At 42.9% G+C, this 16,936-nt stretch carries 9 protein-coding genes; 6 read left to right on the top strand and 3 right to left on the bottom strand.

The window, feature by feature from the left end:
* Nucleotides 1-12: 12 nt before the first annotated feature.
* Nucleotides 13-3,078: a SusC/RagA family TonB-linked outer membrane protein gene (locus FIU21_RS12855; protein ID WP_036885714.1), complete on the bottom strand. Its 3,066-nt coding sequence runs from the start codon at nt 3,076-3,078 to the stop codon at nt 13-15.
* Between the two features lie 281 nt (nt 3,079-3,359).
* Between FIU21_RS12855 and FIU21_RS12850 the strand changes: the two genes are divergently transcribed.
* The 6 genes from FIU21_RS12850 to FIU21_RS12825 all read left to right on the top strand — a co-directional run bounded on the left by FIU21_RS12850 (nt 3,360) and on the right by FIU21_RS12825 (nt 14,643).
* Nucleotides 3,360-4,385: a LacI family DNA-binding transcriptional regulator gene (locus FIU21_RS12850; RefSeq protein ID WP_036885715.1), complete on the top strand. Its 1,026-nt coding sequence runs from the start codon at nt 3,360-3,362 to the stop codon at nt 4,383-4,385.
* A gap of 171 nt (nt 4,386-4,556) precedes the next feature.
* Nucleotides 4,557-5,891, top strand: coding sequence for an SLC45 family MFS transporter (locus FIU21_RS12845; protein WP_004358748.1), 1,335 nt, complete (start codon nt 4,557-4,559; stop codon nt 5,889-5,891).
* A 657-nt stretch (nt 5,892-6,548) separates the two neighbouring features.
* The gene (locus tag FIU21_RS12840; RefSeq protein WP_004358749.1) at nt 6,549-9,242 is read left to right on the top strand and encodes a 4-alpha-glucanotransferase; all 2,694 of its coding nucleotides are present in this window, start codon (nt 6,549-6,551) and stop codon (nt 9,240-9,242) included.
* A gap of 140 nt (nt 9,243-9,382) precedes the next feature.
* Nucleotides 9,383-11,296 (top strand): type I pullulanase, encoded by a 1,914-nt coding sequence (pulA, locus tag FIU21_RS12835; RefSeq protein ID WP_004358751.1) that lies wholly within the window; start codon nt 9,383-9,385, stop codon nt 11,294-11,296.
* A 152-nt stretch (nt 11,297-11,448) separates the two neighbouring features.
* The gene (locus FIU21_RS12830) at nt 11,449-13,428 is read left to right on the top strand and encodes a glycoside hydrolase family 13 protein (RefSeq protein WP_172891408.1); all 1,980 of its coding nucleotides are present in this window, start codon (nt 11,449-11,451) and stop codon (nt 13,426-13,428) included.
* 1,032 nt (nt 13,429-14,460) lie between these two features.
* Complete coding sequence (locus FIU21_RS12825) at nt 14,461-14,643, top strand: DUF8506 family protein (RefSeq protein ID WP_004358753.1); 183 nt, start codon at nt 14,461-14,463, stop codon at nt 14,641-14,643.
* A gap of 121 nt (nt 14,644-14,764) precedes the next feature.
* Here the strand turns inward: FIU21_RS12825 and FIU21_RS12820 are convergent, their stop codons facing one another.
* On the bottom strand, nt 14,765-15,292 hold the full coding sequence (locus FIU21_RS12820; RefSeq protein WP_004358754.1) for a DUF6646 family protein: 528 nt from the start codon (nt 15,290-15,292) through the stop codon (nt 14,765-14,767).
* A 13-nt stretch (nt 15,293-15,305) separates the two neighbouring features.
* Entirely contained in the window at nt 15,306-16,754 is a 1,449-nt protein-coding gene (locus tag FIU21_RS12815; RefSeq protein WP_036885716.1) for a hypothetical protein, read from the bottom strand.
* Between the last annotated feature and the right edge of the window lie 182 nt (nt 16,755-16,936).

Raw genomic sequence — 16,936 nt, 5'->3', positions numbered from 1 at the left:
TCTTTTATAGATTTAGAAATTCAGGTTCAAACCCAAGATGAATGAGATTGGACGTGGATAGAGGTTGTTGTCAATACCATTGAACACCTCTGGGTCGAGACCTTTATACTTAGTAAGGCAGAACACGTTATTCACAGTTCCATAAATACGACCAGTGATTCCATTCCATGAACCCTGCTTGAGAAGATTAGCGAAGCTATAACCCAAAGTTATGTTATCCATCTTCAAGAAAGAAGCATTCTGTACCCAGTAGTCTGTCTGAGTAGATGTAGTCTCGGTTGACAACCAGTTGTCTGCTACTACATCCGTAGGACGGTTCACAAGGAACTTGCTCTTTACAAATATTTCTGAGTTAGACATATTAGAAGTACTTGCAAAAGCATCATTGTAAACATAGTTGCCAAGACTTGCACGGAGTGCGAAACCGAGGTCCCAATTACGATACTCGAAACGAGAAGCAAAGCCCATCGTTACTGGTGCTGCAGGTGCCTTGTAGTAGTACTTATCTGCATCGGTAATCTTACCATCGCTGTTGCGGTCGACAACTACACCCTCCAACGGCTTGCCATTCTTATCATATGCCTGCTGGAATACGTGGAAAGAGTTAACAGCATTACCTACATGCTGTGCCTGGATGTTACCACCAGTACCAGCAGAGATACCTCCTGTTGGTACGAAATAGTTTGGATCGCTACCACCATTGAGGTTCGTAATCTTATTATAGTTATAGGTGAAGTTGTAATCCATTGTCCAGTTGAAGTCCTTAGCGTTCACTGCCAACCAGTGGAGACTTGTTTCAACACCCATATTATACATAGAACCAATGTTGCTCATTACTTGATTACGGAAGTTAGCACCTGCTGGTACGGTTGCACTATTGAGCAAGTCGGTGGTCTTACGGTAGTACCAATCAACGCTACCTGTGAGGCGCTGCTTGAGAATACCCCAATCAAGTCCTACATTATAAGAGGTAGTTGTCTCCCACTTCAAGTTTGGATCGTATGCCTTTGGACGAGCCAAAGAACCATTACCAGCAATTGGATAGGTAGATTCATTACCTGTATTCATTTCGTATATAGCGAAGTAATTATAGTCGCCGATACCTTCCTGCTGACCAGTCATACCCCAGCTAAGACGAAGTTTCAAGTCTGACAACCAGTCAATCTGCTTGAAAAGATTCTCTTCATTGATACGCCATGCAAAAGCGAATGATGGGAACGTTGCCCAATGCTCCTTGAAACGTGAAGAACCATCATTACGTACGGTTGCTGTTACCATATAACGACCGTCCATCAAAGACCAGTTTGCACGGCCGAAGAAGGATACAAGATAGTTCTCTGTTGCATAGTAATAAGGTGCATAATTGCGTTGTTTGCCAGCAAGAGTTGCATCACCGTTTGTAGTTGGATAGTAACTCCAATAAGCATTATTCGTGTTGTGCCAGAAGTGTGCCCACTCATAACCAGCCATGATATCGAAGTGATTCTTTGCTTTATCATTGAAATCGTGGTAGTACTGAGCATAAGCAGAGAGCTGCATGTTACGTTTCAACTGTGATTCCCATCCATAAGAACCATAATAGATAGCCTGTGGAGAGGCTGGATCAACATCTGTTACCTGACGTCCCTTAGCAACATCAACACCTGCAGTAACGTGGAAACGGAGGTCTTCAAAGCCATGAACTTTATAATCAACATCGGCACTACCAAGGAAGTCGCGGCTGATAGCACGGTCGTTCTTTAGGTTAAGAATAGACACAGGGTTCTTTGTTGCCAATAAATAATAGGTCTTTGGCCAACTGCTATCATTGAGCGCTGTACCATCATCAAGCCACTGATAGTAGCCACCGAAGTTATCATAACCAGACGCATAGACTGGCTGTGTTGGGTCAAACTGACGTGCTGCCTTGATAGCCTCACCATCAGCGTAGCGATTCTTTGTCCACATTCCCTTAGCATTCAACGTAACCTTCAAGTGGTCATTCAAGAAAGAAGGGCTCAATGTTAACGCTCCAGTGAAACGCTCAAAGTTAGAAGTCTTGATGATACCCTGCTGATTTGTGTAGCCTGCACTAACACGATAAGGCAACCAGTCACCAACCTGACCAGAAACAGCTACGTTGTGGTCATGGCTAAGCGCTGTACGGAAGATTTCGTTCTGCCAGTTAGTATTAGCACTACCAAGACGTGAATAAGCTGTTGGAACCTTATTACCATTTGAGTCGAGTGTATAAAGATCTGTTCCAAACTTCTTTGCAATAAGGCTACGATACTCATCAGCAGACAACACATCAAGATTCTTTGAATTTCTACTAACAGTAAAGCTACCATTATAAGAAACCTGTAAACCACGACGTCCTTTCTTTGTTGTAATGATGATAACACCATTTGAACCACGAGAACCATAGATTGCAGTAGCGGAAGCATCCTTCAAAACGTTGAAAGACTCAATATCCTGTGGGTTTACAAGTGACAAAGGATTGCTTACACCCTTAATACCTGTCTGGTCCATAGCCACACCATCAATCACAATCAATGGATTGTTAGATGCGTTCAAAGAAGAACCACCACGAATACGAATGTTAGCACCGCCACCAGGAGTACCACCATCGCTCGTTACACTCACACCGGCAACCTTACCAGCAAGCATGTCCTGTGCATTAACAACAAGACCCTTATTCTTGCTATCAGGTTTCAAGGCTGTCACAGAACCCGTAAGGTCACTCTTCTTAACAGCACCGTAACCAATAACAACAACCTCATTCATCTGCTGTGCTTGGTCTTCCTGAAGTGTAATTACCATACCATTGGCTGCAGCTACCTGTTGTTTCTGGAAACCAATGTAAGAGATTGTCAAAGTAGCACCCGGCTGTACGCTGATAGAGAAGTTACCATCAAGGTCGGTCACTGTACCATTACTTGTCCCATTGATAAGGACAGAAGCACCAATGACTGGCTCACCAGTAGCATCCTTCACCTGTCCAGTAATCGTAGACTGCGCAAAGGCACTGACTGAAAGGAATAGACCCAACAATAGAGTCAATATCCTAACAGGAAATTTGCATTTTACCTGCTTCATCTTTGTTATTGTTAAAGTAATTTATAAATTGATTAAAGTAATATTCGTTTAGTTCGATCAAAAGATAGATTAATACCTTTTTGTAGGCTTTTTCTGCTGCAAAGATAGTTGAGTTTAAGCTACTTTATACTATTTTTGCTTTGAATTTGTATTTTAAATAGTGCAAACGATTGCACAGATAAATAAGAGATAAATAAATTGATATAGGTCAAAGAAGTTATAGAAAATATGTATATTTGCGTTATAAAACCATTAGCAGACTAAAGACAAAGCTAAATCGCATGAGTGACTCAACCAACATAACAATGAAGGATATAGCCCGAGACCTTGGTGTTTCGGTCGCTACGGTCTCTCGTGCGCTCAAAGACAGCCCTCGCATCTCTGCAGAAAAACGTGAGGCAATAAAGAAGTATGCACAAGAACATAACTTCTACCCAAACATCCTTGCAGAGAGCCTGCGCAAAAGTAAGGTACAACCGATTAAGGTTATCGGTGTTATCATTCCACAGCTTGATCATTTCTACTTCTCATCTATTCTTTCTGGTATCGAAGAAGAGGCTTCTTCACGTGGCTATCGAATTATGATTGCACAGAGCCGAGAGAACTATGAGGACGAAGTGAAAATCTGTCGAGCATTTTCGGAGAGTAAAGTTTGTGGCATCATCGTTTCTCAAGCGAAGAATACTACCAAATACGACCATTTCCAAACACTCATAGATAAGAGTATGCCTTTGGTTTTCTACGATCGTATCAGTACGGGTGTAAATGCAAGTCGAGTAGTTGTTGATGACTATATGGGTGCTTTCTCTGCCGTCACACACCTTATTAATACTGGTTGCAAGCGTATTGCATATTACGGCACTTCGTTAACAATGCAAATCGCAAAGAATCGTTATAATGGATATCTTGATGCCTTACTGAAGAATGGTATGCACCCTAACGAGCAACTGATAAAGAACTGCGACAACAGATCAGATGCCGAGCTTATCACGCCAAGTGTAATGCGACTTCCCGAACCACCAGATGCCTTCTTTGCCGTCAATGATGACACGGCTATCGGTATTCTTTATTCCTGCAAACGATTAGGGTTCCGTGTGCCAGAAGATGTCTCTATCTGCGGTTTCACTAACGGACAACGAGCTATAGCCTGCGACCCAATGCTGACAACTGTAGAACAACGGGGAGTACGCGTAGGTGAAGAGGCTGCAAGTATCCTCATCGATCAGGTAGAAGGAAAACTTCCTAAAAATCGAGTAGAGAAACGTGTCGTGAGAACAAAACTGATTATTAGAGGGACTACGAGGTAAGGAGACCTCCCCCAACCCCTCCGAAGGAGGGGAGTGCTGAGGACAAAATTGGGTTTATGAGCCTAATTAGCCCAATAAGCCTAATAGCCCTCTCTTCAAAAGAAAATAAACAACACAAGCTTCGCACTCCCTCTTAAGAGGGACTTAGGGAGCACAAAAACTAACATAACAATGAAACAAAAACCTAACTTAAGCTTCTGGCAACTTTGGAATCTCAGCTTTGGATTCTTTGGAGTGCAAATTGCGTACGCGCTGCAGAGTGCCAACATCTCACGCATCTTTGCGACATTAGGTGCTGACCCTCACAATCTTAGTTACTTCTGGATACTCCCTCCATTGATGGGTATTGTCGTACAGCCGATTGTAGGAACACTCTCTGACATGACGTGGACACGCTTCGGACGTCGCATCCCTTACCTCTTCGTAGGTGCAGCCGCTGCCGTCCTCGTGATGTGTCTGCTGCCGAATGCGGGCTCTTTAGGTATGGCTGTCTCAACGGCTATGGTGTTTGGACTTGTCTCATTGATGTTCCTCGACACAAGTATCAATATGGCCATGCAACCCTTTAAGATGTTGGTGGGCGATATGGTCAACGAGAAACAGAAGACACTCGCCTACTCTATTCAGAGTTTCCTCTGCAATGCTGGCTCCATCGCAGGCTATGTCTTCCCATTCTTCTTCACTTTCTTAGGTATCTCCAATCAAGCTCCGTCGGGTGTTGTTCCAGACTCAGTGGTCTATTCTTTCTATATCGGTGCAGCCATCCTCATCCTCTGTGTTATCTATACCACAGCCAAGGTAAAGGAGATGCCACCAAAGGTTTATGCCGAATACCATTCAGTAGAGAAGAAAGATGATACTTCAAAGTCTAATGTCTTCACCTTATTAAAGGTTGCACCACCTACCTTCTGGAAAGTTGGTTTGGTACAGTTCTTCTGCTGGTTCGCCTTTATGTATATGTGGACTTACACCAATGGAACCGTAGCAGCTAACTGTTGGGGCGTGGATATGCTTGCACATGATGCAACAATGACAAAGGGATATCAGGAAGCAGGCAACTGGGTAGGTATTCTCTTTGCCATTCAGGCGATTGGTTCAGTGGCTTGGGCAATGGTTCTTCCACAGTTCAAGAACACCAAACTCGCATACTCCTTCTCACTTATCTTAGGTGCAGCAGGCTTTGTCCTCGCAGCCTTCATCCACAATCAATATGTAATGTTCATCCCATTCATCCTCATCGGATGTGCTTGGGCAGCCATATTGGCAATGCCATTTACCTTGGTGACAAATGCGCTCGAGGGTTATGGTCACTTGGGAACTTATCTCGGATTGTTCAACGGTACCATCTGTATTCCACAAATTATCGCTGCGGCAATTGGCGGAGTACTCCTTCAGATGGTTGGTTCCGTACAAAGTAATATGATGATTGTAGCAGGCGTTTCCCTCTTCCTCGGTGCAATGTCCGTTGGAATTATAAAGGTACGCCGTCCTGCAGAACAAGGGTAACATAACTTTTTTATAATCTCTCTGAATTTAAGGGTGTGCTGAAAAGCGTTTCAGTACACCCTTTGCTTTTCTTCAAACGTTTTTTACACCTCTTATCGCTCAACAAAATAAACCTTTTCTACCTACAACTTACTACCACTCTATCCTCACCAACAAGTTATTTTCATGAAAAGAAATATTTTTCTTCATGAAAATAAATATTTCTTCTCACGTAAATAAATATTTATCACCATGAAAAGAAATGATAAACCACTGAGAAATCAATCTCAATAGAGCATTCTTTCCTATACAAATAAATAGCTAACATAAGCTAACAAACATCCTCTTACCAGCTTGCTATTCCCAGTTTACAAGTCATATAGTCCTAAACTCAAAATTCGTTTACCGTGTCTAACGACTGTGTTGCAGCCCCGCACCATTGGTGTTGAGCGTGCGAACCATTGGTGCTAAGCACTAACACAAAAGCAAAGTAGCGTTAGAGAGCCTCGAAAATAAGGTTTTATCTATACTTATAGAGCGTTAGTTGATTAGCCGTGAATTATCGCCAATTCTGCAATATGCAAACGATTGCGCAAGAATTGATATAAATCATGTAAAAGGGTATTGCTTTTTCTGATTAATATTATTATCTTTGACGAAAAATAACTACCCAACTCTATGAACATACAGTTTCACATAAACTACCAGACCTACTATGGACAAGACCTTGTCCTGAATATTATCACAGGTCAACACAACGGGGCTGTAGAGGCCTCACAGTACAGAATGCGCACATCTGACGGCTACCACTGGGAGGTGGAAGTGAAGAAGGATGCAAAACCAGGAACGCATATCGAATATTTCTACAGCATTCTTTGTGGAGATAACGAACAGCGAAAAGAATGGGGTATCATGAACCATCGCCTTGACTTTGACACAGAACGCAGTCTTAACTATCGTGTTTACGACCACTGGAGTGATATTCCAGACAATGCTTATCTCTATACTTCTGCTATCACCGATTGTGTTGCTGGCAAGAAGTTAGTGAAGGGTAAACTCAATAACTATAACAAAGCTGTCACACTGAAGGTGCGTGCGCCACAGTTAGGTGCAACGGATGAGCTTTTCCTCGTAGGTGCTGAGCCTGCTTTGGGTGCTTGGAACGTGAAGAAGGCACTGAAGATGGTACAGCATAATATCAACGAGTGGAGCTATACCTTAGATGCTACCAAACTTGTTGGCGACCAACTTGAAGTAAAGTTCTTCGTCAAGAGCAATGAGAGCAATGAGAATCTTGTATGGGAGTACAGCGATAATCGTACCTTACTATTGCCAACAATGGATGAAGGCGACGTTGTTGTTTATGAGTTGACAGAGGCTGCTTTCCCACTTCCTGCCGTTCGCGTTGCTGGAACATTGGTACCAGTATTCTCACTTCGTTCGGAAACAAGCTTCGGTATCGGCGACTTTGGCGATCTGAAGAAGATGGTTGACTGGGTGAGCATGACCAACCAGCGTGCGCTGCAGATTCTCCCTATCAACGATACAACTATCACACACACGTGGACAGACTCTTATCCATATAGCTGTATTTCTATCTTTGCCCTCCATCCACAGTATGTCGACCTTACGGTATTACCTGCGTTGAAGGACAAGAAGCAGAGTGAGAAGTTCGAGAAACTACGTAAAGAGCTTAACGCACTACCTCAGATTGACTATGAGCGTGTGAACGATGCGAAGAATGAATATCTCCATCTGCTTTTTGAACAAGAGGGTGGAAAGGTGCTCGAAAGCAGTGCTTTCAAGACATTCTTTGCTGAGACAGAGAGTTGGCTCGTGCCTTACGCACAGTATTCTTATATGAGAGATAAGTTCGGAACAGCCGACTTCTCTCACTGGCCAGACCATAAACAATGGGATGAGGCTGACCGCAAGGCTTTGTCTAATCCTAAGGACAAGGCTTACAAGGAGGTGGCTTTCTTCTATTACGTACAGTTCGTGCTGAGCAGTCAGCTGAAGGCGGTACACGAATATGCACAGGCTCATAAGATTATCCTCAAGGGTGACATTCCTATCGGTGTTAATCGCTATGGCTGTGATGTATGGACAGAGCCACGTTACTTCAACCTTAATGGTCAGGCAGGTGCTCCACCTGATGACTTCTCTGTGAATGGTCAGAACTGGGGGTTCCCTACTTACAACTGGGACGAGATGATAAAGGATGGTTGTCAGTGGTGGGTAAACCGCTTCCAGAACATGGCACAGTACTTTGATGCTTATCGTATCGACCACGTACTCGGCTTCTTCCGTATCTGGGAGATTCCTATTCATTCAGTACACGGACTGCTCGGTCAGTTCTCTCCAGCTCTCGGTATGAGCCGTGAGGAGATTGAAGGCTACGGTCTACACTGGCAGGAAGAACTCTTCACCGAGCCATTCATTGCTGATTGGGTACTCGACCGCATCTTCCGTGAGCATGCCGATGAGGTAAGACAGAAGTATGTGGAACACGTATGGGGTGACAGATACAAGATGCGTCCAGCGTATGATACACAGCGAAAGGTTGAGAAAGCCTTTGCTGGTAAGAACTCTGATGTTGACATCTGGCTGCGTGATGGACTCTATGCTTTGATTAGTAATGTACTTTTCGTTCGTGACCATAAGGATCCAAACCGCTTCCATCCACGTATCAGCGTACAGTTCGACTTTATTTACGAGAGTCTCTACGATAGCGATAAGGCGATATTCAATAAGCTTTACAACGATTACTACTATCGTCGTAATAACCAGTTCTGGTATCAGGAGGCGATGAAGAAACTGCCGAAGTTGGTGAATGCGACTCGTATGCTTGTCTGTGCAGAGGACTTGGGAATGGTTCCTGATTGCGTGGCATGGGTGATGAATGAGCTACGTATTCTCAGTCTTGAGATTCAGAGTATGCCAAAGGATCCAAAGGTGCGCTTTGGTCATCTTAGTGAGAACCCTTACCGCAGTGTCAGCACCATCTCAACTCACGACATGGCAACGCTACGTCAGTGGTGGGATGAAGACTGGGAACGTGCGCAGGATTACTTCAATAGTATGTTACATCGTGGTGGTCCAGCACCTCACCCATTACCAGGTTGGTTGGCAAGAGACATCGTAAGCCGTCACCTTACATCACCAAGTATGCTCTGTATCCTCGGTATTCAGGATTGGATGAGCATCGACGAGGAATTGCGTTTGGCTGACCCTAATGCTGAGCGTATCAATGTTCCGTCTAATCCAAAGCATTACTGGCGTTACCGTATGCACGTTAGCATTGAGGACTTGATGAAGAATAAGGCTTTCAATGAGCAGATAACAGACCTTATCTATCAGGCGGGTCGATAAAAAGAATAGGTGATGATGGCTATTGTAAATTGTTATAACAACCCATCATCACCTAAAATTCATCACCCAACACCTAACATTCATCACCCAATTCATCATCACCCATCATTCAACACCCAACACCCAACATTCAACACCCAATGAAATTAAAATACAACCTTGCAGCATCTGTAACTGCTTTCATACTCTCACAGAACGTTGTTGCACAGCAGCGATTCAACGAGATGTCCTATTCTCCGAGTGAGACAACCTTCCGCCTCAATGCCCCTTCTAAACCAACGCTTCGCCTTTATGAGGCAGGACGAGGTGGAAAAGCCTATAAGAAGGTGAAACTTGCACCGAGTGGCGACAATACTTGGACGGCTACTGTGAAGGGAGACCTCAAAGGTAAGTTCTATACCTTCGATATCGGACACGGAGAGACTCCAGGTGTCTTTGCCAAAGCGGTAGGCTGTAATGGCGGTCGTGGTGCCGTTGTTGATATGAAAGAGACCAACCCAACAGGCTGGGAAAGCGATCGTCGTGTACCAACTAAGAGTCCGGCAGACCTCATTATCTATGAGTTACATCACCGTGACTTCTCTATTGATCCTTCATCGGGCTTGATGCACAAGGGTAAATACCTTGCCTTAACTGAGCAGAAGGCTATTGATCACTTAAAGAAGTTGGGTATTAACGCTGTGCATATCCTCCCTTCGTTCGACTTTGCTTCGATAGATGAATCCAAACCGGACGTGCCACAGTATAATTGGGGCTATGACCCATTGAACTATAACGTACCAGAAGGTAGCTACTCATACGATGCTAACCTGCCTACACGCCGTATTATGGAGTTCAAGCAGATGGTACAAGCATTGCACAAGGCGGGTATCAGAGTTATCCTTGACGTTGTTTACAACCATACTTTCGACCTTACAAATAGTAACTTTGAGCGTACTTATCCTAAGGCTTACTACCGATACAAGGCTGATGGTACACCATCTGATGGCACAGGGTGTGGCAATGAGACGGCAAGTGAGCGCCCTTTGATGCGCGAGTATATGTTGGAATCAATGAAGTATTGGGTAAATGAATATCATATTGACGGTTTCCGTGTAGACCTTATGGGTGTGCATGACATTCAAACCATGAATGATATTCGTCGTGAATTCAATGCTATCGACCCAGAGATATTTGTCTATGGCGAGGGATGGAGTGCTGGTACGTGTGCTTATCCACTTGAGAAGTTAGCGATGAAGGCAGCAGTTCCACAGATGCCGGGCATTGCAGCCTTCTCTGATGACATCCGTGATGCCTTGCGTGGACCCTTCTCTAACGACCATAAGCCTGGTATGCTTGGTGGCGTTACAGGCTTGGAAGAGAGCTTGAAGGCGGGTATTGCAGGTATGATTGACCACCCGCAGGTAGACTACTCAAAGGTAAACTATTCTAAGAAACCTTATGCCATTGAGCCTACTCAGATGATTTCTTATGTCAGTTGTCACGACGACTTGTGCCTTGTTGACCGTCTGAAAGCATCTATTCCAGAGACAGAATACGATGAGAATGAGCTGATTCGTCTAAATGAACTTGCCCAAACGGCTATCTTCACATCACAAGGTGTACCTTTCATGCTCTCTGGTGAGGAGATGCTTCGCAACAAGAAAGGGGTGCATAACTCATTTAATTCACCTGATAGTATCAACCATCTCGATTGGAATAACCTCAAGACTTATCCGCAGGTATTCAATTATTACAGTGGACTCATCAACCTTCGCAAGGCACATCCAGCCTTCCGATTGGGCAAAGCCGACCTCGTTCGCAAGCACCTTGAGTTCCTTCCTGTACAGGACTGCTTGGTTGCCTTCCGTCTAAAAGACCATGCTGGTGGTGATAAGTGGAAGAACATCTACGTCATCCTCAATGCTAACAAGGAACTTCGCACTGTCAACATCCCTAAGGGTCAGTATACGATTGTATGTGCTAATGGTGAAATTAACGAAGCTGGATTAGGCAAAATGGAAGGTGGTGAGGTGATGGTTGATGCCCAGTCAGCCCTTATCTTGCATGATTAAAGTGCTATGCCCTTCCCCACTTCTCCCCAAAAAGGAGAATTGCTAACCATTCAGCAGATTATTAATAGCTGTTAAGGATATTGGGCTTATTGGTCAAATTAGCCTAATTAGCCCAATAATTCCAACACCACAGCAGAACAAATTACCTAATAATGAATCTCAAAGAAATAACCAACTATCCTAATCTTCCACTCTTCCAAAAGGGCTGGAAGATTCTTTTATTCTTACTTCTCTTATCAAGCCCTATGACCGCCCATAATAGTACGGCAAGTCCTAAGAAAGCCAATAACCGCACTGCTGCACCCAACGTTACCCGCATTGACCCTACCAACTGGTTTGCTGACATGCAGGACCCAACGTTACAGCTGATGGTATATGGCAAGGATATCAAGTTTGCAGACGTTACAACGGACTACCCTAATGTAAAGATTGACTCGCTCGTACGCCTCGATTCACCTAATTATCTCCTTGTTTATCTTAACTTAAAAGGTGCGAAACCGGGTGAGGTAACCCTTACCTTCTCTAATAAGAACGGTAAAAAGACAACTAAGAAGTTCCAACTAAAGGCACGTGAGATGGCAGGAGCAGACCGCAAAGGCTTCGATATATCGGATGTTCTGTATATGCTGATGCCCGATCGTTTCGCTAATGGTAATCCAAAGAACGACGTAATCAAAGGGATGGAAGACCAACTATGCGACCGCAATGAGCCAAGTCTTCGACACGGTGGCGACCTTGAAGGACTCCGCCAACACCTCGATTACTTCACTAACCTTGGTGTTACTGCCCTCTGGTTGACGCCAGTATTGGAGAATGATCGCCCTGCCGATGGTGGCAAACACAGTACTTATCACGGCTATGCTACAACCGACTACTATCGTGTTGACCCTCGCTTCGGTACGAATGAGGAGTATAAAGCCCTCGTTGACGAATGTCATAAGAAGGGATTAAAGGTGGTTATGGATATGATTTTCAACCATTGCGGAGACTATCATCCATGGGCTAAGCATACACGCATTGATGAAAACGGCAAGACAATCAAAGACTATCCATCAAAGGATTGGTTTAATAGTCCTAACTATGGGCTGCAAACAAGCTACAAGCTTACTCCTGTCCTCGACCCATACGCCAGCAAAGTGGATATGAAAGAGACTGTTGACGGATGGTTTGTACCCTCTATGCCTGACCTCAACCAGCGCAATCCACACGTTATTAAGTATCTGATTCAGAATTCTATTTGGTGGATTGAAACCGTAGGTATCGATGGAATCCGTATGGATACTTATCCCTACGCAGACCGACAAGCCATGGCTGATTGGATGAAGGTCCTCAACAAGGAATATCCTAACTTCAACACCGTTGGCGAAACATGGGTAACAGAACCTGCTTATACGGCAGCTTGGCAGAAAGACAGCAAACTCTCTGACATTAACAGCAATCTAAAAACGGTGATGGACTTCGCCTTCTTCGATCGTCTTTCGCAGGCAAAGAACGAGGAAACAGATGATTGGTGGAAGGGATGGAACCGCATTTACAACTCTCTCTGCTATGATTACCTCTATACTGACCCATCTTCTGTGATGGCATTCATTGAGAATCACGATACTGACCGCTACCTTGGCAATGGCAAGGACTCAACAGCTTTAAAGCAGGCGTACGCTCTCTTGCTGACAATGAAGCGTATTCCACAGCTCTATTATGGTACGGAGATTCTGATGAACGGTACGAAAACGGAAACAGATGGCAATGTGCGACAAGACTTCCCTGGTGGTTTCCCAGGCGATAAGGTCAATAAGTTCACAAATGAAGGTCGTACCAAAGCCGAGAATGCTATGTTTGATTGGACCAGCCGCCTACTCCATTGGCGACAGAACAACGATGTAATCATCAATGGTTCTCAGACACAATTCATTCCTCAGCATGGTGTTTACGTTCTTGCTCGTCAACATAATGGCAAGACAGTCCTCACCATCCTCAATGGTAAGAAAGCTGACAACCAAGTCGATGTAGCCCGCTATGCCGAAGTAATTGGTTCACATACCACTGCAACCGATGTCCTTACAGGTGCTACCGTAGACCTCACAAAGAATATACCTTTGACACAACGACAAGCAATGGTACTCAGTTTCTAAATCCCCCTGCAAGTTAGAAGGATTATTTAATTGTTGCTTACGCATTAGAAAATAGCACAAAAACTTTTCATACACACAATATATAGGCAATAGCTACCTACTATCTTTGGTGGCTATTGCCTTTATTTTGGTTCTTCTGTTAAATGCATTGATTGGAAATATAATAAAGGATTATACTCTTGTAGGGTATCACTATTACAAATTAGTTGGACTTACAAAGAAGGATAAACAACAAGCTTAAATCTATATTGACACTATGTCTATCAGTCTTCTACAAGCAACCTATTATCACATCGATGGTATTTGTAAACTATTTTCACACGACTCGGATTCTATACATGCTCTTTTTGCTTCTAAAAGACGCCTAATTGGCTTGCAAAAGGTGCCCTTTTGAAGTCCAACTAACGCCCTTTTGAAGTCCATTCAAGCACTTTTCCTTTACTACTTTATAACCAACTGATTCACTGTTGGTTACAAACCCACTTTTTACACGTGTTTTTATCCTTACTTATAGATGTTTTACTCGACATTATGTAATTATTTTTCAAAACCCTATCTACATCTTCAAAAGATTATGACAAAAGGGCTTTCTGTGTCGGAGGATGATAGTAAAATAAGTAGTTTTACAGTCTTGGCTATATATTTGTTTAATGGTGAGATTTGTTTTTTCCGTTAAATCTATACGAGAAGTATCCACACATTTAACGGAAGAACCTTTATTTTTCTTCCTTATTGAGTAAATATTACCTTCAAACATACCAAGAACTTATTACAAACACTATCGATTTTAGACACAAATAAGAAGAGAACAAAAAAGAAATGACCTATTAATAAAAAGACAACTGACTTGTTTTATTCATAAGAAAAGATTATCTTTGCGTCAATAGTATCTATTTAACTTGTTTATGAATAAGGTTGATATATGGTCAATATATGATAATAGCATACAGCCTAAAGAGCGTATTGCTTTTGGAGGAAATAGTATAAGAACCAGAATTAGTAATGAAGTAAAATTTAGAAAGATAAGAAGTTATGTCAAATAAAGAAATAGAAGCCTATTTAAAAACTATTGAAGAAGGGTTTATCGAGTCAGAACGAATCTTGTTAAAAGAGAAAGCTGCCAAAAATGAGCCTGTCATCAATTGTGATGAAAACGGTAATATTGTTAGCATTCCAGCGAAAGACATTATTGCCAGACACCGTCAGTATCAATAAAAAGACTATTATCATCCAATAAAGGCTATCGGAGTTTCCGATAGCCTTTATTGTTTATTTACACACGAACTTCACTACTCTGACATTCAAATCATCACAAAACAGTAGTGGATAAATAGCTTTAAAACGTAACAGTCAGACCCACAGAGAGAGCAGTTTTGCCTTGATAGACGCGCCCATGTTCCACATCATCGCCAAACGTCTTGAAGAGATTCTGCCGCACCTGCCCATAGAGTCCGAATGTCTCACTGAAGTTATAGCGCACACCTGCCTGCAAACCAACTGTTCGTAAGCCGACGGAAACACCACTATAAATATCCAGTACCGATGGTAGTTTCAGCACTTCAGCCCAATGATAGTTACCCGTTAGGCTGAGATCATAGCCCAATAAGAAATTATTATGCCCCTCATCGTGCTTTTTCACATTGACATAAGTTATCTGTCCGCCTATTGATATAAAGTCACTGAGCGCATAATCACTGCCAATCTCAAAGCCCGCCTTACCCCCAACATTGGCATAACCAGCATAAACTTTAATATCTCCTTCTCCGTCCCACGCCTGTGCCTGTACACTATGCGGAACACAAAGCAGACAGCCAAGCAGTAAAAGACATTGATAGAGACGGTATTTATCAATATTTCTCATCATCTACATAACTTGGTTACTTTATTGTATACTTTGTAACAGCAAATACTTTACGACGTTCACCAGTCTTAGAATTCTTCACCACCTGCGTTCCATAGACGAGGAAGTTATCTCCATACCAGTGCTGAGAGTTAGAATAACGCATCTTCTTAACGTCTTCGTCTTCGTTATCCGTTTCTATAATCTCCGACGTACGGTCTTGAATCACATTTCCATCCGCATTTCTAAAGAGCTTTGATACCAGTCTGTTCTTATCAGCAAAGAGCAGGTTGACATTCTTTCCCTTCAGACTTGCTGACACAAAACGCTTCACATACATCGGCATTATACGTGGCTCCATTGGGAAGCATTCGTCCCAAAGCAGATTGCCTTCTGCATCAAACTTTGCAAGAACAGCGTGCGTATAGTTATAACCAGCAAAGGTTGTCACCGCCGTATTACCAATCCAAGTTGTATAATAAACAGGATAATAAGCCTCGCCAAGGTAGAAATAATCCTTACCATCCGTCATAATGCGGTGAGAAGCCATCAGATACTTCAGCGAATATTCCTTACCAGCCTTCTCAGCCTTTTCTTTTTTACGTTCAATCTTTGCCTGCTTACGGTCGCTCATGTACTCCGTAAAGTTCTTTAGCTTCAAAAAGTTGTAGAACTTAATATTATTAAATCTATCGTCTTTCAGCTCTGAGAAGAAGATACCTTCCGCCCCACCTTTCTTCGACTTTGAGTAAGTTCCTGTAACAAAGAACTTGTTTCCAGCCTTTGAGACTGATGCCGAGATGATTCGTTCAGCAATATCAGCCGTAAGATTGTTTGCTCCTAACTGATTGCCCTGCATATCCAGACGAAGCAGATAGACGTCGGTCTCTACTCCTACCAACGCATAGATAGTATTGTCTATCACGGTATTTTCAAGCACAAAGATATTCTTATCCTTCACTTTTGGGAAGTGAATATCAGTAAATCGACAGTTACCCGTCTTCAAATCAATGATACCAATGCGGTCTAATTTCTTCTGTGTTGAACTGAAAACGACTGATCCATTCGCAATAACGAGATTTCTCATCGACCCTTTACGGGTGTATTCACCATCCGTTGTGGTTATTTTATGTGTTGCAGGATTGAAAGCAACGATCATAAACGAACCATCCTTCTGGCGCAAAACAGTATAAAGCACACCACTCTCAACCACATCTGAATAGAAATACATACCCTTATCAATCAATATTGAATCGGTACTTATCAGCTTCATTGCAGTTGAATAAAATTCTGTCTTGAAGTAACGCTTACACTCTTTGCTGTCCTTAGCAAACGACTGAATGACCAGTCCCTTGTCATCCACAGGCAACACGACCTGATCTTCATAGTCAGCACGGTGAGGATACTCTATTCTTCCTGTCACCTGAGCAGTCATACTCATCACCTGAGAGCACAACGCAATAACACATAATAGCAGAGTTCTCATAATTACTTTATCGTTAGTAGTTAATGATTAAGATTGTCTTTATATTTTAAAAAGCTATCTAAAAGTTCGTTACACTATATAATTTTAGCACTCGTCTTCCTTCTTTTAGAGTTTTAACTTACTGAACACAAAAGTACATTTTTTATCGGATAGTTACAAATAATTCAAAGAAACTTTCACAG

It is taken from the genome of Prevotella melaninogenica (assembly GCF_013267595.1).
GTDB classification, from domain to species: domain Bacteria; phylum Bacteroidota; class Bacteroidia; order Bacteroidales; family Bacteroidaceae; genus Prevotella; species Prevotella melaninogenica_D.
This window is presented reverse-complemented; position numbering and strand designations above follow the sequence as displayed.

Excerpts from the sequence above, each read along its gene's own strand:
- FIU21_RS12850 (WP_036885715.1), top strand. The coding sequence starts at position 3,360 with ATGAGTGACTCAACCAACATAACAATGAAGGATATAGCCCGAGACCTT.
- FIU21_RS12855 (WP_036885714.1), bottom strand. The coding sequence starts at position 3,078 with ATGAAGCAGGTAAAATGCAAATTTCCTGTTAGGATATTGACTCTATTG.
- FIU21_RS12830 (WP_172891408.1), top strand. The coding sequence starts at position 11,449 with ATGAATCTCAAAGAAATAACCAACTATCCTAATCTTCCACTCTTCCAA.
- FIU21_RS12815 (WP_036885716.1), bottom strand. The coding sequence starts at position 16,754 with ATGAGAACTCTGCTATTATGTGTTATTGCGTTGTGCTCTCAGGTGATG.
- FIU21_RS12845 (WP_004358748.1), top strand. The coding sequence starts at position 4,557 with ATGAAACAAAAACCTAACTTAAGCTTCTGGCAACTTTGGAATCTCAGC.
- FIU21_RS12820 (WP_004358754.1), bottom strand. The coding sequence starts at position 15,292 with ATGATGAGAAATATTGATAAATACCGTCTCTATCAATGTCTTTTACTG.
- FIU21_RS12840 (WP_004358749.1), top strand. The coding sequence starts at position 6,549 with ATGAACATACAGTTTCACATAAACTACCAGACCTACTATGGACAAGAC.
- FIU21_RS12825 (WP_004358753.1), top strand. The coding sequence starts at position 14,461 with ATGTCAAATAAAGAAATAGAAGCCTATTTAAAAACTATTGAAGAAGGG.
- pulA (WP_004358751.1), top strand. The coding sequence starts at position 9,383 with ATGAAATTAAAATACAACCTTGCAGCATCTGTAACTGCTTTCATACTC.